The organism is Rhizobium sp. RCC_161_2 (assembly GCF_041355235.1).
Lineage (GTDB): Bacteria > Pseudomonadota > Alphaproteobacteria > Rhizobiales > Rhizobiaceae > Rhizobium.
Genome location: NZ_JBFUPL010000010.1, coordinates 224,062 through 248,332 on the forward strand (window position 1 = coordinate 224,062; position 24,271 = coordinate 248,332).

A 24,271-nucleotide genomic window follows, 5' to 3' on the forward strand; every position below is an offset into this window, starting at 1 on the left:
TCACATTGGCAGGCTGTGGCATTTTTGCCCTTTGGCTTGACTTTGCCGGCCGTTTCCTGTTTATCCGCGCTCATCTGCGACGAGCACAAGCCTCCGAGCCACCGACCGGGACCCTACAAGGTATAAAGAGATCCCGGAGGTCAACACCCGACAGCGCGTTGCGCCCTCGGGTGCTTTTTGGCTTTGCGTCTTGTTTTCGTCATGGAAAAGCACGACGTTTTCGGGCGATGACCCGCGCATGTCCCTTTCGAGGCGGAGCCGAGAAAGATAAGGCATAGGCGCAAATCAAAAGCCCTAAGCGATCGATAAGGAAGAAACGATGTTTGAAAACCTCCAGGACCGTCTTGGTTTCATTCTGAATGGACTGACAGGCCGCGGCGCGCTTTCGGAAGCCGATGTTTCCGCGGCGCTGCGCGAGGTTCGCCGCGCGCTGTTGGAAGCCGACGTGGCGCTGGATGTCGTACGCTCCTTTACCGACCGCGTCCGCGAAAAGGCCGTCGGCGCCGAGATCCTGAAGTCGATCAAGCCCGGCCAGATGGTCGTCAAGATCGTCCATGACGAGCTGATCGAGATGCTCGGCGGCGAAGGTGTCGGCATCGACCTCAACGCGCCGGCCCCGGTTGTCGTCATGATGGTCGGCCTGCAGGGCTCGGGCAAGACCACCACATCAGCCAAGATCGCCCACCGCCTGACCAGCCGCGACCGCAAGAAGGTCCTGATGGCCTCGCTCGACACGCGCCGTCCGGCAGCGCAGGAGCAGTTGCGCCAGCTCGGCGTCCAGGCCGGTATCGACACGCTGCCCGTCATCGCCGGCCAGTCGCCGACCGATATCGCCGCCCGCGCCGTGCAGGCCGCCAAGCTCGGCGGCCATGACGTCGTCATCCTCGACACCGCCGGCCGTACACATATCGACGAGCCGCTCATGGTCGAGATGGCGGACATCAAGAAGAAGTCCAACCCGCACGAAATCCTGCTGGTCGCGGATAGCCTGACCGGTCAGGATGCCGTCAACCTCGCCCGCAACTTCGACGACCGCGTCGGCATTACCGGTCTCGTGCTGACTCGCATGGACGGCGATGGCCGCGGCGGTGCCGCCCTTTCGATGCGCGCCGTCACCGGCAAGCCGATCAAGCTGATCGGTGTCGGCGAAAAGATGGGCGAGCTGGAAGAATTCCATCCCCGCCGTATCGCCGACCGTATCCTCGGCATGGGCGATATCGTTTCGCTGGTCGAAAAGGCCGCCGAGAACATCGACGCCGAAAAGGCGGCCGCCATGGCCGCCAAGATGGCCAAGGGCAAGTTCGACCTGAACGATCTGGCCGACCAGCTCGGCCAGATGCAGAAGATGGGCGGCATGGGCGGCATCATGGGGATGATGCCCGGCATGTCGGGCATGAAGGACAAGATGGCCGCTGCCGGCCTCGACGATCGCCTGTTCAAGCGCCAGATCGCCATCATCTCCTCGATGACCAAGGCAGAGCGCGCCAATCCCGATCTGCTCAAGCATTCCCGCAAGAAGCGCATCGCCGCCGGCTCCGGCACTGACGCCTCCGACATCAACAAGCTTCTGAAGATGCACCGCCAGATGGCGGACATGATGAAGATGATGGGCGGCAAGGGCAAAGGCGGCATGATGAAGCAGATGATGGGCGGCCTCGCCGGCAAGATGGGTCTTGGCGGCGGTATGGGCGGCATGCCCGACCTGTCGAACATCGACCCCAAGCAGCTGGAAGCCCTGCAGAAGCAGGCCGAAGCCGCCGGCCTCGGCCGTCCCGGCGGCCTGCCGGGCTTGGGCAGCGGCGGATTGCCAGGTCTCGGCGGCGCCAAGCTGCCCGGCCTCGGTGGTGGTTTCCCGGGACTGCCCGGTTTGCCGAAGAAGAAGTGAGAAGGATCGTTGACCCCCATGATTGATCCAGACGTCAAGGCCCAATTGGGCAACTACCGCCAGTCGATCGATAATATCGATGCCGCTCTGGTGCATATGCTGGCCGAACGCTTCCGCTGCACCAAAGAGGTCGGCGTGCTGAAAGCCAAATACAATCTGCCGCCGGCCGACCCGGCGCGCGAGGAATTCCAGATCGAACGCCTGCGCCTTCTGGCAAGGGACGCCAATCTGGACCCGGATTTCGCCGAGAAGTTCCTGAACTTCGTCATCAAGGAAGTCATCCGGCATCACGAACAGATCGCTGCTGATCTCAAAGCATGATCCCGAAAAGTGTGAAGCGGTTTTCGGAAGAGATTATGCGACACACAAAAACAGCAAGTAACCATACCGCCCCAGAAAAGCGGTCACAAAAAGCCTAAGGAGTAAGAAACATGGCACTGAAAATTCGTCTCGCCCGCGGTGGTTCCAAGAAGCGCCCGTACTACCACGTTGTTATCGCCGACGCCCGTTCGCCGCGCGATGGCCGCTTCCTCGAGAAGGTCGGTTCCTGGAACCCGATGCTCGCCAAGGACGACGCCAAGCGCGTTGAACTCGACGCCGACCGCATCAAGCATTGGCTCGACAACGGCGCTCAGCCGACCGACCGCGTTCTGCGCTTCCTCGACGAAGCCGGCGTTGCCAAGCGCGAAGTCAAGAGCAACCCGGAAAAGGCAAAGCCGGGCAAGCGCGCTCAGGAACGCGCCGCTGAAAAGGCACAGAAGGCTGCTGACGCCGCCGCTGCTACTGCTGAATAATCAGCCGTAACGACGATCTGAAACGGGTGGCATGGCGACATGCCGCCCGTTTTTTGTTTCCTATTCGAGCGCTTCATCTTATGAGAGAACGCAATCGATCCTCCGGCAGTCGGCAACGAGACCATGACGAAACTTGAAAACCCGGTATTGATGGCAACCATCGGCGCCGCGCAGGGCCTGCGGGGCGAAGTGCGCGCCCGCGCCTTTACCTCGGACCCGACTGCGCTCGGCGATTACGGCCATCTGCACAGCATGGACGGCCGCATCTTCGAAGTGCTGGAAATCCGCGAGGCCAAGAACGTTGTGGTCGTGCGCTTTCGCGGCGTCAACAACCGCGATGCCGCCGAGGCGCTGAACGGGCTGGAACTCTATATCGAACGCGACAACCTGCCCGATGACGAGCTGGAGGACGACGAGTTCTTCTATGCCGACCTCGAAGGTCTCGAAGCGGTCGATGACAAGGGCACCGCCTATGGCACGGTCAGCGGCATCTATGATTTCGGCGCAGGCGATCTGCTGGAGCTGAAAGGGCCGGGCAAGCGTCCGGTGCTGATCCCCTTCTCCGAGGCGGCCGTACTGGAAATCGACCTTGAAGGCGGCAAGATCCTGATCGATCCGATGGCCGCCGGCCTGATCGACACCCCCGACGATCTCACCGGCAAGCCGCCGAAGCCGCCCGGCAAGACGAAGAAGTGATCTGCTCATGAGTTTTCGGGCGACCATCCTGACGCTCTACCCCGAGATGTTTCCCGGCCATCTCGGCGCGTCGCTCGCCGGCAAGGCGATGGAGCGCGGGCAGTGGGCGCTGGACGCTGTGCAGATCCGCGATTTCGCCACCGACAAGCACCGCACCGTCGATGACACGCCCGCCGGCGGTGGCGCCGGCATGGTGCTGAAGCCTGATGTGCTCGGCCGTGCCATCGACCATGCCTCGGAAAACGACAATCGCCCGCGCCTGCTGATGAGCCCGCGCGGCAAGCCGCTAACGCAGAAGCGCGTGCGCGAACTCGCCGCCGGCGACGGCGTCATCATCGTCTGCGGCCGCTTTGAAGGCGTCGACCAGCGGGTGATCGACGGCCGCGATCTCGAAGAGGTCTCGATCGGCGACTACATCCTCTCCGGCGGCGAGCCGGCAGCACTGATCCTGCTCGACGCCATCGTCCGCATCCTGCCCGGCGTCATGGGCAACGACCTCTCCGGCCTGCATGAAAGCTTTGAGGGCGGCCTGCTGGAGCACCCACACTATACGCGGCCCCAAGTCTGGGAAGAGCGCGAAATCCCCGCCGTCCTGACCTCCGGCAACCACGGCGCCATCGCCAAATGGCAGAAGCAGGAAGCAGAAAAGCTGACGAAAGAGCGACGGCCGGATCTGCTGGAGAAGCAACCGAAGACATAGCAGCGATAGACTGGTGCTGATACGATGGCATTCGATGCCGCCGCGCTAGGCGGCAGCATGGGGCTGCTTTGCGGCAAAAGCGCTCACCAGCTTGTTAGGTTAAACAACCTGTCCGGAAACATGGGGCAAGCCCACTCATGCCGTGTGGTGGGAATGTTATGATCTCATCTGCGTCAACATGGCTGATGTTGTATGCAGCAGTTTTGAGGTAGTGCTCCCTCACGATAGATAGTGTCAAGTAATAGCCTGGAAATATCCGAAATGTGGGATTGGTTCCCTATAGTCTTCTTTCCGCTCAAGCTTCTCGTGTTAGGCACGGGCATGTTCTTCGCCATCAAGTGGCATCGCGATCAAGAGAAGAAGAAATAACGAAACCAGCGGACCGTAAGCGCCCGCCGACTAGAGAAGCGCCGCCCATTCAGTCCGCAATGGGCCTGCAGCTGTCATCAAAACCCAAGGACATCAGCAATGGGATGGGAAGCACTCGGGCAATGGGGTGAAGACGCGATCCGCATCGAACCGCTCATTGGTGGGGTTGCCAACGACGTATGGAGCGTCCGCGTCAGCGGGCAGATCGCGGTCGGTCGCCTCGGTTCCAGAAGCAATGCTGATCTCGCATGGGAAACCGAGCTGCTCCAACACCTCGACCGTAAAGGTATGACCGTTCCAGCGCCGATCCCGACAACTGACGGGCGGCTGTTCGTGGACGGTCTGGTCGTGATGAGATACATGGAGGGCGGACCGCCCGAGACAACAACCGACTGGCGTCGCGTGGCCGACACGCTCCGCGAGCTGCATCGGTTGACGCAGGGCTGGCCGCAGCGCCCGGGCTGGCGATCGTCGACCGACCTCCTCCATGCCGAGACCGGAACGAGGATCAACCTTGCCGCGATGCCGCCCGAGGGCGTTAGACGATGTCGAGCAGCGTGGGCGCGGCTAATCGGGCGTCAGACATGCGTTGTCCACGGCAACCCCAACAACCCTGGCAATGTTCTCATGACCGCAGATCGGGTGGCGTTGATCGACTGGGATGAGTCACATGTCGACGTGCCCGACCTTGACCTCGTGCTGCCCGGCAACGCTGCCGATCTTGAGGACGGCGCGCATGACAACGCCGCGCAAGCGTCGGCCGCATGGGAAGCCGCCGTTTGCTGGCAGGACGAGTATGCAGTCAAGCGGCTTGCCGAAGTTCGAGCGGTCTAAGCAGTTCTGGCGGATAGACGGGCCATATCCATGTCTGAACCTCCGGTGATCACATTGCGCCAATTGCGATCGTTCTCAATCGCGGCGCTGACAGCGCGCCCAGACGGATTATGCCGGCGGTAATTTGAAACCGTTCGGCAATGAAATCCAGATAACAGTTTGCGCCTCCGGGGAATGGCGTGACAGATGGCCCTTGCCGTGAGTGTCCTCCACCAACACGAAGCTACCCGCCTGAACGTGGCGCACCTCTCCGTCGCTCGTCTCGTAATCAACCGAACCATCCAGCCTGACCGTAAGCACCGGCTCCGGAACTTTATGCCAGGCGACCTCGCGCATGCCGGCTGGGATATAAGTGAGGCGGACGCGGGACGCCGGATAACTGGCCGTAACATCGAACTGGATGGCATCGGGGTGCACCGACATCTTCGTCGTCGGCAATTCGACTTCGTCGAAATGCGACTCGCCATCCGGGGTAGCATAGATACGCAGGCACTTCATTGCAGCTGACACCTTCTCGTTCGCCATGCTGAGACGATGCATGCGTATCATAAAGGAGGCGGGGTAACGCAAGGGTTCCCTTAGAACCGAAAGAGGGCGACAACGACCGGCGGCGCCCTATTCGTTCACCGAAAGAGCCATCCCATGCTTGATCGTTTTGAGCGCGATCAGGCTTTTGTACTTGCGTACAAGCTCTCGCTGATCTGTCATCATCCGCTCGATGAAGGCGTTGTATTCTTCAATATCCCGCACCGTTACCGACAAGACAAAGTCGCTATCGCCGGTGACGTACCAACAGGATTGGACTTCCGGTGCCTGGATAAGCCAACGTTGGAAAGCTTCGAGATTGTGGCGATACTCGTTTTGGATTTCGATCTCGACCAAAATTCTGAGGCTCCGACCGACGGCCGGAGGGCTCACGACAGCGACGATCCGGTCGATCACGCCCTCGCGCTTAAGCTTGCTGATACGCCGTTCAACCGCGGAAGGCGAAAGATTGACGGCTTGCGCGATGGCTTTCGCGGGCTGGTCAGCATTGTCCTGCAGAATCGACAGAATTTCGCGATCTTTCTCGTCCAAGCGCAATACCCCCGAAGATATGATCTCATACGCGGAAAAACAGCGTATTTTTGTAGAGATCGATGATTTCCCGCATCGATGAGATCTATCATTGCCCCCATGACAAAACAATCTCAGCTATCCTCTTCGAATATCGCCGATGCCAGACGTCGGATCGATCCGATCTTCCTGAACTCGGCATTGCTCACCGACGCGACACTCGGTCTGACGCTCGCGGCCAAGGATGAAACGGATAATCCGATCCGTTGCTTCAAAGGCAGGGGCACCAGTTATTATCTGGCGTGCACCAGCGCGGAGAGAGGGCCGCTCGTCACAGCGTCGGCAGGCAATTTTGGCCAGGGGCTCGCCTATGGTGCGGCAAAATCGGGCCGCGAACTCACCGTATTCGCCAGCCTTTCCGCAAACCCGCTGAAGATAGAGGCTATGCGCAGGCTCGGGGCGGAGGTCATTCTGTTTGGGGATGACTTCGACGCAGCGAAAGCAAGAGCCCGGGAATACGCCTCGGAAAGAGGGGCAACCTTCGTGGAGGATGGTGCAAGCGCCAGCATCGCGGAAGGTGCCGGAACGATCGCGGCCGAACTCACCGAGGCATTCGGCAATATCGATGCGGTTTTTGTGCCCCTCGGAAATGGTGCGCTGGCAGCGGGGATCGGCTGCTGGTTCAAAACAGCATCGCCCGCCACCAAAGTCATCGCTGTCGCCGCGAAAGGGGCTCCCTGCATGCAGCTTTCATGGCAGGCAGGCCACCCCGTTCCGACAGATAAGGCGACGACGATCGCGGATGGGATCGCCGTGCGCGATCCGGTTCCGGTTGCCGTCGATTGGTTGGCCACGACGATCGATGACATCGTGCTTGTCGACGATCCCTCTATAATCGATGCCATGCGGTTTGCGCATTCCAAATGGAACAGGCTGGTTGAACCGGCAGGTGCCGCGGGGCTGGCCGGTGTTTTGTCGACGGCCGCCACCATGCAGGGGGCGAGGGTTGCAACGATACTGTGCGGAGCAAATCTTACGCCGGAGCAAATTGCCAAGTGGTTGCCAAAAGCCGATGCGGGATTTGTCCCGTAGACTATCGAATGGCCGCTTCGGGCCGAGAGCTGTCATCGAAGCTCGTATCCGCTCTCCAATCTCACGCCTCCTGGCCGGAACCATAGAGATAATCTTCCGGCAACGGCAGCGCCCACGCACTGAATACTCTTGCGAGCCGATCATTTTCAGATGCTAATGACGACATGGACATGTCTCATGTATCGGAGCGAAGATGCCTGGCAGAACCGGAAAAAGCTTTCTCGAATTCCACGATCTGCCATCGGACATCATCCTTTCGCTTCTCGACCGCGCCAACGTCCTGGCCGGCGCCTGGGCGGACGGCCACATGCCGCGGAGCCTGGAGGGAAAGCATGTCGCGCTGATCGCCGATGATAGCGGCTGGCGGAACACTACCGCCTTCAGCCTCGGCGTACAGGCAATGGGCGGTATCTGCGTGCAGGCGCCGATCAGCTTCAACGCGCGTGAGGAAACCGCCGACCTCGCCGGCTATCTCGACAATTGGTTCGATGTCCTGATTGTCCGCACAAAGCTGCTGACCGCCCTGCGCGAACTGGCGGCGACCGCGGACGCGCCCGTCATCAATGCCCGGACAAAATCGAACCACCCCTGCGAAACGCTGGGCGACCTTGCCTATGTCAAAAGCCGGAAAGGCCGCGTCGGCGGCCTCAAGGTCGTCGGCGTCGCGCCCGATGCCAATATCCTGCGATCGTGGGTCGAGGCTTCGCTCGCCTTGCCGATCAAGGTCACGCAGGTCTATCCGGAAAAATGGCACGTCCGCGACCGGGATCTTTCGAACGCGAACTTCAGCACCAGCACGGACATGAGAGAACTGCTGGACGCCGACGTGATCGTCACGGACTGCTGGCTGGACGATACCGCACAAGCCGAGTTACGCGACTATCGGATATCGGCCGCCATCCTCGACCAATGCCGCCCCGACACGATCTTCCTCCCCTGCCCGCCCGTAGCCCGAGGGCAGGAAGTCACCACGGACGCGATGACCCATCCAAGCTGCCAGAGCAGAGAGGCCAAGGCTTTTCTCCTGCATGCGCAGAACGCGCTGCTGGAATGGATCGTTGCTTGAGGTCTTTTGACACCGACACCAAATTCGACGTAGACAGCCACTTCTTGGCATTCAAGCGGCCCGGGCGCCGCTCACACAGAGAAAACCCCGAAAAGCGGCCTCTCGCGCATGAAATTCCCCGCCAAGGGGTGACAAAGGCGCGGCAATAGGATATGTGCGCGCCCGGCATGGGAAATTTCCCATCAACCACCAAAGAAAAGCAGACGCATTCGCCCCTGCCTTTATAGGCATATATCCAAGGCGAGATCTTAAGGGTCCGACCAAGGATAGAGCACTCCGGGCGCTCTGGCTGTTGAAGCAACAACGAGGTTGATAACATGAACATCATTCAGCAGTTGGAAGCCGAACAGGCTGCCAAGATCGAAGCCAAGCGCACGCTCCCCGACTTTTCCGCTGGCGACACCGTTCGCGTCAACGTGAAGGTTACGGAAGGCACCCGTACCCGCGTTCAGGCCTATGAAGGCGTCTGCATCGCCCGCTCCGGCGGCGGTCTGCAGGAAAACTTCACCGTTCGCAAGATCTCTTACGGCGAAGGCGTCGAGCGCGTATTCCCGGTTTACTCGCCGATGATCGAAAGCGTCGAAATCGTTCGTCGCGGTAAGGTCCGTCGCGCCAAGCTCTATTACCTCCGCGACCTGCGCGGCAAGGCTGCCCGTATCGTTGAAAACACCGGCACCCGCGCCCGCAAGCTCAACGACGCCGAGCGCCAGGCCGCTGCCGACGAGAAGGCTCGCATCGAAGCCGAAAAGGTTGCCGCAGCCCAGGCTCTCGCAGCCGAAAAGGCAGCAGCTGAAGCCGCCGAAGCAAAGGCCGCAGCCGAAGCAGCAGCTGCTGCAGAAGCAGCCGCCGCCGCTGAACCGGCAGCAGAATAAATCTCGATCCTTTGGGATTGTGAAAATCAAGGCGGCCTTCGGGTCGCCTTTTTTTGTTGGGGCGACCAAGGGCGGGTGGGCGCGAAGAAAAATTCTCCACAAGCCAGCGGGTTTGGAGCAGCTTTTCTGTTTTTATCGTGACGACCACGGCAACAGCCTTGCCATCGGCTTTGAAAATATGACAATTTTCCAACACACTATAAGGGGAATTTCCATGGCATTCCGTCGTTCGTTTCTTCTGGGCCTTACCGCCCTCGTGCTTGCACCTTTCGCCTCCTTCGCCGCCGACCTGCCGAATCTCAACGGCAAGACCGTCGTCGTCGTCACCGAGAATGCCTATCCGCCGCTGCAATTCGTCGATCCCAAGACCAGCAAGGCCATCGGCTGGGAATATGACGCGATGAACGAGATCGCCAAGCGGCTGAACTTCAAGGTCGAGTATCAGAACACCAGCTGGGACGCGATGATCCAGGCGGTATCCCAGGGCCAGTACAACATCGGCATGACCGGCATCACCATCAAGGAAGACCGCAAGCAGAAGGTCGACTTCTCCGACCCCTACATGCGCTCGCAACAATTCATGCTGGTACGCGGTGACGAAAAACGCTTCACCGACGCCAAGAGCTTTTCCGCCTTCAAGGACGGTCTGGTCGGCGCGCAGCCGGGCACGACCCCTTTCTACACCGCCGTCTACGAAGTGCTTGACGGCAATGAGCAGAACCCGCGCATCAAGCTGTTCGAAACCTTCGGCGCCACCGTACAGGCGCTGAAGACCGGCGACGTCGACGTCGTTCTGACCGACGGCACCGCCGGCAAGGGCTATGTCGACACCTCGAATGGTGGATTGAAGCTGATCGGCGGCCCGCTCGGCACCGAGGACTTCGGCTTCATCTTCCCGAAGGGTTCCGATCTCGTTGCCCCGATCAACGCCGCCATTGCCAGCCTGAAGGCCGACGGCACCTTCGAGGCACTGAACAAGAAATGGTTTCTCGACTACAAGATGGGTCAGTAAGCCGGATGCGGTTTGAAATCGGACACCCGCTCTGATGGCGCTGCAAGCAGGCCCTAGCGGGCACCATAGCAAGGACGACTTTCCCTGGTGGTTGGTCGTCCTTGTTTTCATCGGCATTGCCACCGCAGTCGCCATCGTCACCAGCGATCTTTACGCCCAGGTCTTTACGACGATTGTTCAGGGCATCGGCACTACCATCTTCGTCACCCTCGTCGCCTTCTCACTGGCGATGGCGCTCGGCCTCGGCATTGCGCTGCTGGGCCTCTCCGACAGCCTGATCCTGCGCCAGACCGCCCGCTTCTATGTCGAAGTCATTCGTGGCATCCCGATCCTGGTGCTGCTGTCCTACATCGCCTTCGTCGGCGCGCCCGCCTTCGTCGCGCTTTATAACACCATCACCTCACCGCTCGTCTCAGCCGGCTGGACCGACCCCTTGGTGGTGCGTGACGTGCCATTGATGTGGCGGGCGATCGTGGCGTTGATGATCGCCTATGCCGCCTTCATCGCCGAGGTTTTTCGCGCTGGCATCCAGTCTGTCGACCCGGGCCAGATCGAGGCGGCAAAGGCACTCGGCCTGTCGCGCTACCGGCGCTTCCGCCATGTCATCGCGCCGCAGGCGTTCCGTGTCATCTTCCCGCCGCTCTCCAACGATTTCATCGCAATGGTGAAGGACAGCTCGCTGGTCTCGGTTCTCGGCGTCGCCGACATCACCCAGTTTGCCAAGATCTATTCGTCCGGCTCCTTCCGCTACTTTGAAAGCTACTCGATCCTCGCCTATATCTACCTGATCCTGACGATCGGACTGTCGCTGGTGCTGCGAAAGTTCGAAAAGCGGATGCGTGAGCGGCATATGCGCTGATGCAGGGCATCATCACTAGCCTCTGCGGCCAAACGTCAGCATTGCCGAGACTTCGGAAAATTGATATGAGCAACGCCATGAATAGGATCATGAGCAAAGACGGACAGTTCGTCACGATTTTTGTGCTGCAGGACCACAAGCGCCTGCCGGCACGATTCTTTGCGATGATTTCGGGCGCGCTCAACAGCCGACTTCGCTGATCACACCCAAGGCCGGCGGTCCTGATCCGTCAACCCCCATTTCGACAATGCCAATATGGATCTGTAGCCATGAGCGCTCCACGTACCCTTTACGACAAAATCTGGGATGACCATCTCGTCGACAGCCAGGACGACGGCACCTGTCTTCTCTACATCGACCGTCACCTCGTCCATGAAGTGACGTCGCCGCAGGCATTCGAAGGCCTGCGCATGACCGGCCGCAAGGTCCGCGCCCCGGAAAAGACGCTTGCTGTCGTCGACCATAACGTTCCGACCTCGCCCGATCGCCATCTTGGCATCAAGAACGAGGAAAGCCGCATCCAGGTCGAGGCGCTCGCCACCAACGCCGCTGAATTCGGCGTCGAATATTATTCGGCAAGCGACAAGCGTCAGGGCATCGTCCACATCATCGGCCCGGAACAGGGCTTCACCCTGCCCGGCATGACCATCGTCTGCGGCGACAGCCACACCTCGACCCACGGCGCCTTCGGGTCGCTGGCGCACGGCATCGGCACGTCTGAAGTGGAACACGTTCTGGCAACCCAGACGCTGATCCAGAAGAAGGCGAAGAACATGCTGGTGCGCGTCGACGGCCAGCTGCCGCCCGGCGTCACCGCCAAGGACATCATTCTTGCCATCATCGGCGAAATCGGCACCGCCGGCGGCACCGGCTACGTCATCGAATATGCGGGCGAAGCCATCCGCGCGCTGTCGATGGAAGGCCGCATGACGATCTGCAACATGTCGATCGAAGGCGGCGCCCGCGCCGGCCTCATCGCCCCCGACGAGACCACCTTCGAATACATCAAGGGCAAGCCGCGCTCGCCGACCGGCGAAGCGCTGGAACAGGCGATCGCCTACTGGAAGACGCTTGCGTCGGACGAAGGCGCACATTACGACCGCGTCGTCGTGCTCGATGCCGCCGCCCTGCCGCCGATCGTTTCCTGGGGCTCCTCGCCGGAAGACGTCGTCTCCATCCAGGGCATCGTTCCGAACCCGGACGAGATCCAGGACGAGAACAAGCGTACCTCCAAGTGGCGCGCGCTGGACTATATGGGCCTGAAGCCGGGCACGCCGATGACCGAGATCAACATCGACCGCGTCTTCATCGGCTCCTGCACCAACGGCCGCATCGAAGACCTGCGCGCCGTCGCCAAGGTCGTCGAAGGCAAGACGGTGGCATCCACCGTCGATGCGATGATCGTTCCGGGCTCCGGTCTGGTCAAGGAACAGGCGGAAGCCGAAGGCCTCGACAAGATCTTCAAGGCCGCCGGCTTCGACTGGCGCGAGCCTGGCTGTTCCATGTGCCTGGCCATGAACGACGACCGCCTGAAGCCGGGCGAACGCTGCGCGTCGACCTCGAACCGCAACTTCGAAGGCCGCCAGGGCTTCAAGGGCCGCACCCATCTGGTGTCGCCCGCCATGGCAGCGGCAGCGGCAATCGCCGGACACTTCGTCGACATCCGCGAATGGAATTGATCGGTTTCGACTGATCGAATGCAGAAGGCGGCCTCCGGGCCGCCTTTTTTATTGGACTTGAGCAGGCCTTATCGCTTCGACGCAAGTGTGGAAGGCGCGGCGAGCGGTGCTTTTTCAGCGGACGGAGCCAGTTGCGCCCGCTGACTGAGCCAGACGCTGCCAAGCACGATGACGATGCCGAATATCTGTATCGGGCTCAGCTGCTGACCCAGCACCCACCAGCCGAGGATTACGGCGGTCGTCGGGCTCAGAAACCCGAGCGGCGAGATGGCCGACGGCTCCAGCCGTGACAGGCCGCGAAACCAGAGAATATAGGTGAGCGCGGCGCCGATCAGGCCGAGATAGGCAAAGCCCAGAATGTTGGCGCCCGTCAGATGCGGAAGCGGCGGCTCGAGCATCAAAGCAAAAGGCAGCAACAGCAGGCCCCCGGCCGTCAGTTGCCATGCCGTGAAGGTGAGCGGCGAGACGGGCGGCCGCCAGCGGCGGCTGAGCACCGTGCCCGCCGCCATGGAAAAAGCGCCGCCAATGCCCGCCGCAATGCCGATTGGATCCAGCGTTGCCTGCGGCGTCAGAATGAGGAGCGCGACACCCGCTATCCCGGCAATCGCCGCTATAACCGAAAGGCCGCGGATCGGTGAACCGAGCAGCAGGCGCGCAAGCACGATAACGATCAGCGGCTGGACCGCGCCGACGGTGGCCGCCACCCCGCCCGGCAGCCGATAGGCCGAGATGAACAGCATCCACCAGAAAATCGAGAAATTCAGTGCGCCGAGAACAAGCGACCTCACCCACCAGATGCCATGCGGCAATCGCCGCACGATGGCAAGCAGCAGCAGACCCGCCGGCAAGGCGCGCAGCATGGCGACCGTCAGCGGGTAGCCGGCCGGCAGGAGCTCCGTCGTCACCAGATAGGTGCTGCCCCAGATCGCCGGCGCGATCGCGGTCAGCAGCAGGTCGGAATTGCGGGTCATTTCACAGGCTTCCAAATTTATCTTGATCTCAAGATAATCCAAACTGCCTTGACGTCAAGATAATTTCATGGCGATGTCTCCCCATGGATCGCATCGACAGAATTCTCGCCCAATGGAACCGGGAACGGCCTGACCTCGACGTCGCCCCGATGGGCCTGATCGGCCGCATCGGAAACCTCGCACACCACCTTGGCCATGAGATGGGCAAGACCTTTGCACAGTTCGATCTGAACCGTGCCGCTTTCGACGTGCTGGCAACCCTGCGCCGCTCGGGCCCGCCTTACACCCTCTCCCCCAACGACCTGATCGCCACCATGATGGTGACCTCCGGCACGATGACCAATCGCATCGATCAACTGGAGAAAGCGGGCCTCGTCGCCCGTAGCCCCAATCCCGACGACGGCCGCAGCTTTCTGGTATCCCTCATGGACAAAGGTTTTGCGCTGATCGACAGCGCGGTGACTGCCCATGTCGAGACGCAGGCCCGGCTCGTATCGAGCCTCTCGGAAGAAGAGAAGGGCGCGCTCGATGCCTTGCTTAAAAAGTATTTAGCCGGCTTTGAGATTGCCGATTCGGGAACAACCCTCGCGATCGAAGCTCCGGATGAATAGCTTGAGCCAAAGCCAATCGAAGACGCGAGCAACGCCCCAACTAGGCTGATACCTCCCTGCCGAACTCCGAAGATACGAAATCGAGGAAGCTGCGCAATTTCGGAGTGATGCGGCGATCAGGGGCATAAAGAACGTGCAATGGGCGCGTCGGGATCCTGTACTCCGGCAGAATAGGCACTAGGTGCCCCGATTCGATGCTCGCACGGATCAGTTCGAGGGGTTGGAAAATGATCCCAAGCCCTGCCACCGCCGCCTGAAGCAAGGCTTCGCCGCTATCGACCGTCAACCGCCCCGATATGGGAACATCGACATATCCGTCCGGTCCTTCGAAGGCCCAATGCGTTCTCAATCGCGTATGCGAGAAGATCAGGCACTCGTGATCTACGAGATCGCTTGGCGTACGTGGCGTTCCACGAGACTTAAGATAACTCGGGGCTGCACAAATAATAAGGCGGTAGGGATCCAGGCGCCGGGCGATCAATCCGCTGTCCGACAATTCCCCGACGCGGAAGATCGCATCATATCCCTCGTCTATCAGGTCAACCAATCGGTTCGACAGTGACAGGTCAATCGAAACCTCCGGATTTGCCTTCAAATATTCGGGCAATTTGGGCGCAAGGGCGTTAATTCCGAAGGTCACAGGGGCGCTGACCCTCAGCTTTCCCCGAGGGACCGCTCGCGTTTCCGCCGCCAAAGCTTCGGCGGATTCGACTTCGGCCAGTATGTTGCGCGAGCGCTCGTAGAAGAGACTGCCGACTTCGGTCAGGTGCTGCCGGCGGGTGGTCCGGTTCAGAAGCCGGACACCCAAGTGATGCTCCAGGAATTGCACATGTTTGCCGACGAGCTGCGGCGACATGTTCAAGGCGTCGGCAGCAGCTCTGAACGACCCCAGCTCTACGGCTTTGACGAAGATGCTCATGCTGGAGAACCGATCCATTAGAAACAATCCATTTCAAGTGTCGAGTAATTGCGCCTATTTATCCTGATATGAGAATAATCCTATTCATGCCGTCAACAATCGCAAAGGAGCGACGGACATGAAAATCGCAATTATCGGCACTGGCAATATGGGAGCGGGCCTTGCCCGCGCGCTGGCCGGAGCAGGTTATGATCTGGTCATCGGACACCGCGATCCAGCAAAGGCGGCCGAATTGGCGGCCGAACTAGGCGCGAATGTCGAAGGAGGCGGCATTGCCGCAGCCGTCAAGCTGGCGGATGTTGTCATTCTGGCTCTGCCCTATGACGCCATAGCAGAGGCATTGAAGGCGGCGGGAGACCTCACGGGCAAGGTACTTGTCGATATCTCGAACCCCATCACGGCCGATTACCGGGGACTGCTGATCGGTCATTCGACGTCGGCGGCCGAGGAAATTCAGGCGCTTGCGCCCACGGCCACCGTGGTGAAGGCGTTCAACACGATATTCGCGACACTTCTGCCGATCGAGGCACGCAACGGAAAGACCCTGCAGGTGTTCGTCGCCGGCAATGACGAGGCGGCAAAGGAAACCGTATCGAACATCGCCAAAGCCATCGGCTTCGAACCGGTCAATGCCGGTGACCTGACCAACGCCCGCTTCATCGAACCCATCGGCGAGATGAACATCCACTTCGGCTTCTTCCTCGGCAAGGGTCCCTCGGTGGCTCCGGCCTGGGTTCAGGTCTGAGAGCATTGGGGCAGACTTAGAAATCAGCGTGCAAAAGGGAGTGCCAGATGACTGACACAAACAACCAGTTCATGAAGCGCTTCGTCGACTTCATAAATACGGCCGATGCCAAGATGGCCGAAGAGCTTGTATCTCCGAATGCGATTTTTTTCGTGCCGGGCCGTCCCGAGCCGATAAAAGGGCCGTCCGGTTACATGGCAATCATCGATATGATGCGAGGCGGTTTCCCGGACATACAGTGGACGCTTCAGGAAACTGTGACCGAACAGGACAAGATCGCCGTGCGCTTCATGATGCACGGGACGCACAAAGGAACCTTCTTCGGGGTTCCCGCCACCGGAAAGCAAATATCGGTTCAGGCTCTCAACATCTACCATCTGAGCGATGGCCAGATCGTGGAGGAGTATGGCCAACCCGACTTTCTCGGACTGATGCAACAAATCGGAGCTCTTCCGAAGTAATAGCCTCCAAACTCAAAGAGGCCCGGAACGTAAGCTCCGGGCCCCTTTGACACAGGCGGAATTTCCGCCAATCGATCCGCTCAGAACGTCGCCGTCACCGGGTCCGGTCCGATACGTCCGTCAGCCGAATCCAGCTTCGCAATCTCCGCCAGATCCTCGGCATCGAGCTTGAAATCGAACACCTTGAGGTTTTCCTCGATGCGGCTCGGGGTTACCGATTTCGGGATGACGATCAGGCCGTTGTCGATGTGCCAGCGGATGATCACCTGGGCCGGGGTACGGCCGTGCTTGGCGGCGACCTTGCCGATGACGGCATTGGTCAAAAGCTTGCCCTGGCCGAGCGGGCTCCAGGATTCGGTCTTGATGCCGAGCTTGTCGTGCACCTCGCGCAGCGCCTTCTGTTGGAAGGTCGGATGCAGCTCGATCTGGTTCAGCACCGGTGTTACGCCGGTTTCGCCGATGATACGGTCGAGATGCTCCTTGGCGAAATTGGAAACGCCGATCGAGCGGGCGCGGCCCTCTTCCTTGAGACGCAGGAAAGCCTTCCAGGTGTCGAGGTAGCGGCCGCGATGCGGCGACGGCCAGTGGATGAGGTAAAGATCGACATAGTCGGTGCCGAGCCGCTTCAGGCTCGCGTCGAAGGCCTTCAGCGTCGAATCGAAGCCCTGTGCTTCGTTCCAGAGCTTGGTGGTGAGGAAGATGTCCTTGCGGGCGACGCCGGACTGGCGCATGCCCTCGCCGACGCCATCTTCATTCTCATAGATGGCAGCCGTGTCGATGTGACGATAGCCGGCCTTCAATGCGGTGCTGACCGCCATCGGCGCGACGTTTTCGGGGGTCTGCCAGACGCCGAGGCCGACCTGCGGGATGGAATTGCCGTCGTTGAAAGTGATTGTCGATTGATTGGTCACAATATCTCTCCAAATGAATTGGGCGTGGATGGAGTGAAGGCGCGAACGAACCCGAACGACAAGCCTGGGATTTCCCCGCGCACCGCAACCGATGCGCCCTCCGAAAACCTATATAAGGCAGGGCTGCCCGATTATCACCCCAGCGTGTCGATCAAAAAACGCGAACCGTCGTGCCCTTTCGCAAAAAGCCAATGATGCGCTGCATGTCCCTGAGACTGACGGCGATACAGCCGGCGGTCGGCTCGTAGCCGGGCTTGATCAGATGGAAGAAGATGGCGGAGCCGCGGTTACGCCGGCGCGAGCCTATGTTCCAGTCGAGCACCAGGCAGATATCATAGAGCCCGTCGCGCCGCCGCATCTCCTCATGGCTCGGCTTGAACGGCGCCTTGACAAGCCTGTTGTAATTGGCGTTCTCCGGCTGGTCGCACCAGAGCATGTCCTTGCGGATACGCCGCATCGGCAAAGGGGTGCGCAGGAAGCGGACATGATCGCCGCGCGTAAAACCGTAAAGCAGCTTCATGGCGGCAATCGGCGTCGCCCCGTCTCCCTCGCGCTTCAGTACACTGCGTCCGGATCGTCCGATTGCCGCGGGCACTGTCAGCGGCCCCAGCTGTACCAGCGCCCGCGTCGGCTTTCCCGGTGCGGGGCGCACGACGATTGCAGAAGCGGTCCGCCTACCGCCTACCCTTGTTTTTTCCATTTTCCTCACATGTTTTTGCTTTGCACGTGATTTGATTTGAAATCATAGCAGTTTCAACTGGACGACCAAGCCTGAGCCGCCTCCCGACTTGCTAAAAACGCAATTTGGCGTAGGACTTAGGGGACAAACGAACAAGGACCGGAACGGCATGACCGCACGCACCATTCTACTGGTGGATGATGATAACGACCTGCGCGAAATGTTGGTCGAGCAATTGTCGCTTTACGAGGAGTTCACGGTTCTGCAGGAAGTGAACGCCGGCAAGGGCGTACAGACCGCGCGTGCTGCACCCGTCGATCTCCTGATTATGGATGTCGGCCTGCCCGATATGGATGGCCGCGAAGCCGTGAAGCTGCTGCGCAAGAACGGATTCAAGGCGCCGATCATCATGCTGACCGGCCATGACACGGATTCCGACACTATCCTCGGCCTCGAAGCCGGCGCCAACGATTACGTCACCAAGCCGTTCCGCTTCGCCGTGCTGCTCGCCCGCATCCGCGCGCAGCTTCGTCAGCACGAACAGAGCGAGGACGCGACCTTCACCGTCGGCCGCTATCTGTTCAAGCCGAGCCAGAAGCTGCTCACCACGGAAGACGGCCAGAAGATCCGCCTGACGGAGAAGGAAGCGGCGATCATCCGCTATCTCTACCGCGCCGACCAGAAGGTCGTGACCCGCGACATCCTGCTCGAAGAGGTCTGGGGCTATAACTCCGGCGTCACCACCCACACGCTCGAAACCCACGTCTATCGCCTGCGCCAGAAGATCGAGCGCGATCCTTCCAATGCCGAAATTCTGGTAACGGAAAACGGCGGCTACAAGATCATTCCATAGGCGATCCATATGGCGCTCACCGACGATATCCGCCTGCTGTCGCAACTGCCGCTGTTTCACGGCATGGGCGAAGAGCCGTTGCGGCTGATTGCGTTTGGCGCCGACCGTCGTCACGTCGCGCCCGGCCAAACTCTGTTTCGGGAAAAGTCGCCGGCTGAATGCGCCTACGTCGTCACCCAGGGCAGCTTCGAGCTGAGCACTGTCGATGCTGCCGGGCAGTCAAATATCGAGGCCACGGTGCAGGCCGGCACGATGCTGTCCGAGCTCGCTCTGGTAACGCTGGTGGAACGTAAATATACCGCCGTGGCACTGGAGGATTCCAATGTCATCCGCATCACGCGGGCGCTGTTTCACCGGCTGATCGAAGAATATCCCGACGCCGGCCTGCTGATCCAGAACCGCATCCGCGAAAACTTTGCTGCCCTCGCCAGACAGACGGCAGCGCTGCTTGGGCGCTTTTCCTGATACTCCGGCCTTGGCGGCTGTTGAGGCCGACCCTCGTGGTTCGAGGCTCCGGCCCCTTCGACAAGCTCAGGAGCCTGCGCACCTCACCATGAGGGCGGGGCGAGCTACTTCCTCATCATCAGGGCTGATCGTCTCGCCCAGCCGCGAGATTCTCACCACCTCATCCTGAGGAGCGGAGGCCCAAGGCTGGAGCCTCGAAGGATCGAGGTGGCCCCAATGACTCAAAGATTGAAATGCGCGGTCACCGGCACATGGTCGGACGGGCGATCCCAGCCACGGGCGGCCTTCAGGATATCGATGCGCTGCAAGAGCGGGCCGAGGTCGGATGACGACCAGATATGGTCGAGGCGCCGGCCGCGGTCGGCCGCTTCCCAATCCTTGGCGCGATAGCTCCACCACGTATAAATCTTCTCGTTCGCCGGCACATGCTGGCGCATCAGATCAAGCCATGCGCCGCGCTTCATCACCTCAAGCAGGCCATCGGTCTCGACCGGCGTATGGCTGACGATCTTGAGTAGCTGTTTGTGTGACCAGACGTCATGCTCCAGCGGCGCGATGTTGAGGTCGCCGACGAGGATGGCGGAGGTGTTCGGCTCGGCATTGGCATGCAGGTGCTTCATCTCCTCGATGAAGTCGAGCTTGTGGCCGAATTTCGGGTTGATCGTCCGGTCGGGCTCATCGCCACCGGCCGGAACGTAGAAATTGTGCACCCGGATGCGGCGGCCGCCGCGCTCGAAGATCGCCGAAATATGCCGGCTGTCACCGACATTACAATAATCCTGCCGATGATCTTCGGTCAGCGGAAAACGCGAAGCGATGGCAACGCCATGATAGCCCTTCTGGCCGTGAATGATGATGTGCTCGTAACCGAGAGCCCTCAGCGGCGCAAAAGGGAACAGTTCATTCGGAACCTTGGTCTCCTGCAGGCAGAGAATGTCGGGCCGGGACTGCATCAGGAATTGCTCGACGATCGGCATGCGCAACCGCACCGAGTTGATGTTCCAGGTCGCTATCGAAAATCCCATGCCAAACCCTTTCCTTAGAGCAATTCCAGGAAAAGTGCGCAGCGGTTTTCCGTCCGGGATTGCGTCAAAACAGACAGCTAGAGTGGTTCAGCGATTCCGTGAAACAATCTAGTCAGGATAAGGCTTTAGACCGGCTTTGAGCGAAAGGAAAGCGCCATTCCGCGCTTCCCTTGTTGCCAGGGACGGAGACGGCGGTCAGCGCGTGTAGTCGATACGGAAGACGCTGTCGTCAAAGGAAACATTGGTCTTCACATTGTTGATGATGACATCCGTGGTCTTGCCCTGCGGGTCGATCACCGTCCACTGACGCAGGTCGTAGGTCTTGGAATCGAAGATCATGGCGATTGTCGAATCACCGAAGACGGTACGGTTGCCGAGCGTGATCTTGGTGAGGTCCGGCTGCGCGTCGACATTGCGCACCATATCAGCGGAGAGATCGATCTTGTTGGCAAGCAGCAGGCTCAGCGGCGTCTTCGACAGCTGATACATGTTCTTCGTCCGCGTCTGGTCGTTGATGACCTGGACGTTGCTGCCGTCACAGATGACGCGCATGCGCGACGGAGGATCGTAGTTGAAGCGCATCTTGCCGGGACGCTGGATGAAGAAGCTGCCGCTCACCTGATCGCCGCGCGGCCCGATCTGCAGGAACCCGCCCTTCATGGTCTTGATCGACGAGAAGTGATCGGCGATCTGCTGCGCGACGCTGGGATTGAGGGATGCGGCCTGCGCCTGCGCCAAGGCCGAAACGGGCAGAGCGCCTGCCGCACCGACCGCGACCACGGCGCCGAGGAAATGCCGGCGCGTCAGGGAAAGTCGGTTGGACGGCTGCGCATCAAACTTTGTCATCGAATTCTCCTTCATGCTTTTTGTCCATGGCGCGCAAAATCGGCGTCTTCATGGCGCGGCGGCCCATGTCCGGTTGTGGGCCGCAATCAAATTTCCCTGAACATAGCCGGGATATACGACGCGAAAGGGGCCTGGGGCCTCAGCGATCCAGAATATCCGCCTTGGTAGGAACGAGAATTTCGCGCTTGCCGGCATGGTTGGCCGGGCCGATCACGCCTTCTTCCTCCATGCGCTCGATCAGCGAGGCGGCGCGGTTGTAGCCGATGCCGAGCCGCCGCTGGATGTAGGAGGTCGAGGCCTTGCCGTCGCTCAGAACGATCGCAACCGCCTGATCGTAAGGGTCATCCGAATCGGCAAGATTGGCCGTGCCCGCCGGGCCGTGACCGTCCTCGTCGTCCTCATCGTCGGCAGTGATCGCGTCGAGATATTGCGGCGACCCTTGCGTCTTCAGATAGGAGACGATGTCCTCCACCTCGCCGTCGGCAACAAACGGGCCGTGGACGCGCTGGATGCGCCCGCCGCCTGCCATATAGAGCATGTCGCCCATGCCGAGGAGCTGTTCGGCGCCCTGTTCACCGAGAATGGTACGGCTGTCGATCTTCGACGTCACCTGGAAGGAGATGCGCGTCGGGAAGTTCGCCTTGATCGTGCCGGTGATGACATCGACCGACGGACGCTGCGTCGCCATGATGACATGGATGCCGGCGGCACGCGCCATCTGCGCCAGGCGCTGCACGGCGCCTTCGATATCCTTGCCGGCGACCATCATCAGGTCGGCCATTTCGTCGATGATGACGACGATATAGGGCATGGGCTTCAGATCGAATTCCTCGGTCTCGTAGATCGCCTCGCCGGTCTGGCGATCGAAACCGGTCTGCACGGTACGGCTGATCGCTTCGCCCTTGGCGACGGCCTGCTCGACGCGAGTATTGAAGCCGTCGATGTTGCGTACACCGATCTTCGACATCTTCTTGTAGCGCTCTTCCATCTCGCGGACGGTCCATTTCAGCGCGACGACGGCCTTCTTCGGATCGGTGACGACGGGAGAGAGCAGATGCGGAATGCCGTCATAGACAGAGAGTTCGAGCATCTTCGGATCGATCATGATCAGGCGGCACTGTTCCGGCGTCATGCGATAGAGCAGCGACAGGATCATCGTATTGATGGCGACGGACTTGCCCGAGCCGGTGGTACCGGCAACGAGCAGATGCGGCATCTTGGCGAGATCGGCGATGACGGGTTCGCCGCCGATGGTCTTGCCGAGCGCCATGGCCAGCTTTGCCTTGGACGTCTCGAAATCGCGGCTCGCGACAAGCTCGCGCAGATAGACGGTTTCGCGCGTGGAGTTCGGCAATTCAATACCGATGGCATTGCGGCCGGGCACGACGGCGACACGGGCTGCGATCGCACTCATCGAGCGGGCGATATCGTCGGCAAGGCCGATGACACGCGAGGATTTTATGCCTGGAGCGGGCTCCAGTTCGTAAAGCGTGACCACCGGGCCGGGGCGGACATGGATGATCTCACCCTTGACGCCGAAGTCCTCGAGCACGCCTTCCAGCATGCGGGCATTCTGCTCCAGCGCATCGGACGACAACGTCGCGTCCCGCACGATGGTCTTCGGCTCGGCAAGCAGATGCACGGCCGGAAGCTGGAAGCCATAGGAGCGGATGAACGAGGTCTGGGCCTCGCGCTCGGCGCGGACGCCGGGCTTTGGCCGCGGGGCGGCGGGAATGACGCGAGGACCGGCTTGACCGCCCGGACCCTTCGACGACGCGGGCCGCAATGCCCATTCATCGTCCTCGTCATCCGGCAGGATTCCGGCCGGACGACGCGGTTCGCGTTCGTAGGACGCATCATCATCATCCTCGTCTTCGTCGTCGCCCATGCTGATCGACGGAGGAGACACCACGCGGCGCTGGGCCGGGCCGTCCAGCGACGGCTCGACGCGCTCGCCCCGGACGACCGGAGTCTTAGCGCGCGCCGGCTCGTTCAGCGTGCCGAATTCGTCATCGTTGAAGTCGTACGGCGCATCGAAAGCATGGTCGCGACGCTTGCGCGGACCCATGCCGAAGAGGCGCCGAAGGCGGGCCTGCGCATTGTACCAGGAATGCATGAGCGCGCCGAAAGCCATGAAGCCGCCGCGGTCGTCATCCTCGTCGTCGTCGCCGACGCTGCGGGCGCGGCTCTGCGTTTCCTCGTAGTCCTCGTCACTCTCCTCATCTTCCGGCAGGCTGCGGCCGACCAGTCCGGCGGCAAACAGCATGAGCCAGGCAGCGGGGATGGCGAGGACCGTACCGAACACGGTGGCAAAGACGCCGCTCGGATAGGTGCCGATAAAGAGGGCGGGAAAGCGCAGGAGAATGTCGCCGATGACGCCGCCGATGCCGTTGGGGATCGGCCAGGTCGGAGGGGCTGGGAAACAGGCGATGGAACCGGCAGCAACGATGGAGCCGCCGACCCAGGCGCCGAGACGGGCCGGCAGGCGATGGATCTTGCGGTTGGAAATCAGCGCGAAAGCCCAGGCGACGACCGGCAGCATTACGACGATACAGGCAAGACCGAGCGCCTGCATCAGGATGTCGGCGAAGGCAGCGCCCGGAAAGCCCAAAATGTTCGTCGGCGCATTGCTCGTCGCGTAGGAATAGCTGGGGTCCATGACGTTCCAGGTCGCCAGGGCAGCGACCGCGAGCGCCAGCAGAAACAGCAGCGCGAAGCCGATGAGGCCCCTCACCTGCCGCCAAACCACGCCCGAAAGCGAGAAACGGTCGGGGGGACCGCCCAGCGCTGCCGAATTGCTTCTGCCCATGATATCCAGCCCGTTCGTTGTCGAAGGCACACGCGAATCGGCGTCATGCCCACTCACCCAGT

27 protein-coding genes are annotated in these 24,271 nt (G+C 60.7%); 18 read left to right on the forward strand and 9 right to left on the reverse strand.

The window, feature by feature from the left end:
• The first annotated feature begins 319 nt into the window (after positions 1-319).
• The 6 genes from ffh (at position 320) to AB6803_RS24595 (ending at position 5,278) form a co-directional block, all read left to right on the forward strand.
• The gene (gene ffh / locus AB6803_RS24570; protein WP_371111337.1) at positions 320-1,885 is read left to right on the forward strand and encodes a signal recognition particle protein; all 1,566 of its coding nucleotides are present in this window, start codon (positions 320-322) and stop codon (positions 1,883-1,885) included.
• A gap of 18 nt (positions 1,886-1,903) precedes the next feature.
• Positions 1,904-2,206, forward strand: a complete 303-nt coding sequence (locus tag AB6803_RS24575; RefSeq protein ID WP_007693779.1) for a chorismate mutase — start codon at positions 1,904-1,906, stop codon at positions 2,204-2,206.
• 110 nt (positions 2,207-2,316) lie between these two features.
• Positions 2,317-2,679, forward strand: coding sequence for a 30S ribosomal protein S16 (rpsP, locus tag AB6803_RS24580; protein WP_007693780.1), 363 nt, complete (start codon positions 2,317-2,319; stop codon positions 2,677-2,679).
• Between the two features lie 123 nt (positions 2,680-2,802).
• Complete coding sequence (rimM, locus tag AB6803_RS24585; protein WP_371111338.1) at positions 2,803-3,375, forward strand: ribosome maturation factor RimM; 573 nt, start codon at positions 2,803-2,805, stop codon at positions 3,373-3,375.
• Positions 3,376-3,382: 7 nt separating this feature from the next.
• Positions 3,383-4,075 (forward strand): tRNA (guanosine(37)-N1)-methyltransferase TrmD, encoded by a 693-nt coding sequence (gene trmD / locus AB6803_RS24590; protein ID WP_371111339.1) that lies wholly within the window; start codon positions 3,383-3,385, stop codon positions 4,073-4,075.
• A 468-nt stretch (positions 4,076-4,543) separates the two neighbouring features.
• Positions 4,544-5,278 carry a phosphotransferase gene (locus AB6803_RS24595; RefSeq protein ID WP_371111340.1) on the forward strand — a complete coding sequence of 245 codons (735 nt, stop codon included), beginning with the start codon at positions 4,544-4,546 and terminating at the stop codon, positions 5,276-5,278.
• A 108-nt stretch (positions 5,279-5,386) separates the two neighbouring features.
• Here AB6803_RS24595 and AB6803_RS24600 read toward each other — a convergent pair whose 3' ends face one another.
• Positions 5,387-5,776, reverse strand: coding sequence for a hypothetical protein (locus AB6803_RS24600; protein WP_371111408.1), 390 nt, complete (start codon positions 5,774-5,776; stop codon positions 5,387-5,389).
• 117 nt (positions 5,777-5,893) lie between these two features.
• Positions 5,894-6,355, reverse strand: a complete 462-nt coding sequence (locus AB6803_RS24605) for an Lrp/AsnC family transcriptional regulator (RefSeq protein WP_371111341.1) — start codon at positions 6,353-6,355, stop codon at positions 5,894-5,896.
• A gap of 99 nt (positions 6,356-6,454) precedes the next feature.
• Here AB6803_RS24605 and AB6803_RS24610 point away from each other — a divergent pair, with 99 nt between their 5' ends.
• The 7 genes from AB6803_RS24610 (at position 6,455) to leuC (ending at position 12,914) form a co-directional block, all read left to right on the forward strand.
• Entirely contained in the window at positions 6,455-7,426 is a 972-nt protein-coding gene (locus tag AB6803_RS24610; protein ID WP_371111342.1) for a threonine/serine dehydratase, read from the forward strand.
• A 193-nt stretch (positions 7,427-7,619) separates the two neighbouring features.
• Entirely contained in the window at positions 7,620-8,492 is an 873-nt protein-coding gene (locus tag AB6803_RS24615) for an ornithine carbamoyltransferase (RefSeq protein ID WP_371111343.1), read from the forward strand.
• A gap of 317 nt (positions 8,493-8,809) precedes the next feature.
• Positions 8,810-9,364, forward strand: a complete 555-nt coding sequence (gene rplS / locus AB6803_RS24620) for a 50S ribosomal protein L19 (RefSeq protein WP_371111344.1) — start codon at positions 8,810-8,812, stop codon at positions 9,362-9,364.
• Between the two features lie 214 nt (positions 9,365-9,578).
• Positions 9,579-10,376, forward strand: a complete 798-nt coding sequence (locus AB6803_RS24625; RefSeq protein WP_371111345.1) for a basic amino acid ABC transporter substrate-binding protein — start codon at positions 9,579-9,581, stop codon at positions 10,374-10,376.
• A gap of 34 nt (positions 10,377-10,410) precedes the next feature.
• Positions 10,411-11,235, forward strand: coding sequence for an amino acid ABC transporter permease (locus AB6803_RS24630; protein ID WP_371111346.1), 825 nt, complete (start codon positions 10,411-10,413; stop codon positions 11,233-11,235).
• Positions 11,236-11,300: 65 nt separating this feature from the next.
• Complete coding sequence (locus AB6803_RS24635) at positions 11,301-11,435, forward strand: hypothetical protein (protein ID WP_371111409.1); 135 nt, start codon at positions 11,301-11,303, stop codon at positions 11,433-11,435.
• Between the two features lie 69 nt (positions 11,436-11,504).
• Positions 11,505-12,914, forward strand: a complete 1,410-nt coding sequence (gene leuC / locus AB6803_RS24640; protein ID WP_371111347.1) for a 3-isopropylmalate dehydratase large subunit — start codon at positions 11,505-11,507, stop codon at positions 12,912-12,914.
• A 68-nt stretch (positions 12,915-12,982) separates the two neighbouring features.
• On the opposite strand, the gene AB6803_RS24645 is transcribed toward leuC, so the two are convergent.
• Complete coding sequence (locus AB6803_RS24645) at positions 12,983-13,885, reverse strand: EamA family transporter (RefSeq protein ID WP_371111348.1); 903 nt, start codon at positions 13,883-13,885, stop codon at positions 12,983-12,985.
• Between the two features lie 83 nt (positions 13,886-13,968).
• On the opposite strand from AB6803_RS24645, the gene AB6803_RS24650 reads away from it, so the two are divergent.
• Positions 13,969-14,496 (forward strand): MarR family winged helix-turn-helix transcriptional regulator, encoded by a 528-nt coding sequence (locus AB6803_RS24650; protein ID WP_371111349.1) that lies wholly within the window; start codon positions 13,969-13,971, stop codon positions 14,494-14,496.
• A gap of 40 nt (positions 14,497-14,536) precedes the next feature.
• On the opposite strand, the gene AB6803_RS24655 is transcribed toward AB6803_RS24650, so the two are convergent.
• The gene (locus AB6803_RS24655; RefSeq protein ID WP_371111350.1) at positions 14,537-15,433 is read right to left on the reverse strand and encodes a LysR family transcriptional regulator; all 897 of its coding nucleotides are present in this window, start codon (positions 15,431-15,433) and stop codon (positions 14,537-14,539) included.
• 100 nt (positions 15,434-15,533) lie between these two features.
• On the opposite strand from AB6803_RS24655, the gene AB6803_RS24660 reads away from it, so the two are divergent.
• Together AB6803_RS24660 and AB6803_RS24665 are read left to right on the forward strand one after the other, a co-directional pair.
• Positions 15,534-16,160: an NADPH-dependent F420 reductase gene (locus AB6803_RS24660; protein ID WP_371111351.1), complete on the forward strand. Its 627-nt coding sequence runs from the start codon at positions 15,534-15,536 to the stop codon at positions 16,158-16,160.
• Between the two features lie 71 nt (positions 16,161-16,231).
• Positions 16,232-16,621: an ester cyclase gene (locus AB6803_RS24665; protein WP_371111352.1), complete on the forward strand. Its 390-nt coding sequence runs from the start codon at positions 16,232-16,234 to the stop codon at positions 16,619-16,621.
• Between the two features lie 80 nt (positions 16,622-16,701).
• On the opposite strand, the gene AB6803_RS24670 is transcribed toward AB6803_RS24665, so the two are convergent.
• Positions 16,702-17,532 carry an aldo/keto reductase gene (locus tag AB6803_RS24670; protein ID WP_371111353.1) on the reverse strand — a complete coding sequence of 277 codons (831 nt, stop codon included), beginning with the start codon at positions 17,530-17,532 and terminating at the stop codon, positions 16,702-16,704.
• Between the two features lie 151 nt (positions 17,533-17,683).
• Positions 17,684-18,232 carry a L,D-transpeptidase gene (locus AB6803_RS24675; protein ID WP_371111354.1) on the reverse strand — a complete coding sequence of 183 codons (549 nt, stop codon included), beginning with the start codon at positions 18,230-18,232 and terminating at the stop codon, positions 17,684-17,686.
• A 148-nt stretch (positions 18,233-18,380) separates the two neighbouring features.
• Here AB6803_RS24675 and AB6803_RS24680 point away from each other — a divergent pair, with 148 nt between their 5' ends.
• Together AB6803_RS24680 and AB6803_RS24685 are read left to right on the forward strand one after the other, a co-directional pair.
• Positions 18,381-19,064: a response regulator transcription factor gene (locus AB6803_RS24680; protein WP_371111355.1), complete on the forward strand. Its 684-nt coding sequence runs from the start codon at positions 18,381-18,383 to the stop codon at positions 19,062-19,064.
• A 9-nt stretch (positions 19,065-19,073) separates the two neighbouring features.
• Positions 19,074-19,529: a cyclic nucleotide-binding domain-containing protein gene (locus tag AB6803_RS24685; RefSeq protein ID WP_371111356.1), complete on the forward strand. Its 456-nt coding sequence runs from the start codon at positions 19,074-19,076 to the stop codon at positions 19,527-19,529.
• Between the two features lie 221 nt (positions 19,530-19,750).
• Here the strand turns inward: AB6803_RS24685 and AB6803_RS24690 are convergent, their stop codons facing one another.
• From AB6803_RS24690 to AB6803_RS24700, 3 genes are all read right to left on the reverse strand, one after another.
• A complete protein-coding gene (locus tag AB6803_RS24690) occupies positions 19,751-20,554 on the reverse strand; it encodes an exodeoxyribonuclease III (protein ID WP_371111357.1) in 804 nt (267 codons plus the stop codon).
• A gap of 195 nt (positions 20,555-20,749) precedes the next feature.
• Complete coding sequence (locus AB6803_RS24695; RefSeq protein WP_371111358.1) at positions 20,750-21,400, reverse strand: outer-membrane lipoprotein carrier protein LolA; 651 nt, start codon at positions 21,398-21,400, stop codon at positions 20,750-20,752.
• 139 nt (positions 21,401-21,539) lie between these two features.
• On the reverse strand, positions 21,540-24,209 hold the full coding sequence (locus AB6803_RS24700; protein WP_371111359.1) for a DNA translocase FtsK 4TM domain-containing protein: 2,670 nt from the start codon (positions 24,207-24,209) through the stop codon (positions 21,540-21,542).
• Between the last annotated feature and the right edge of the window lie 62 nt (positions 24,210-24,271).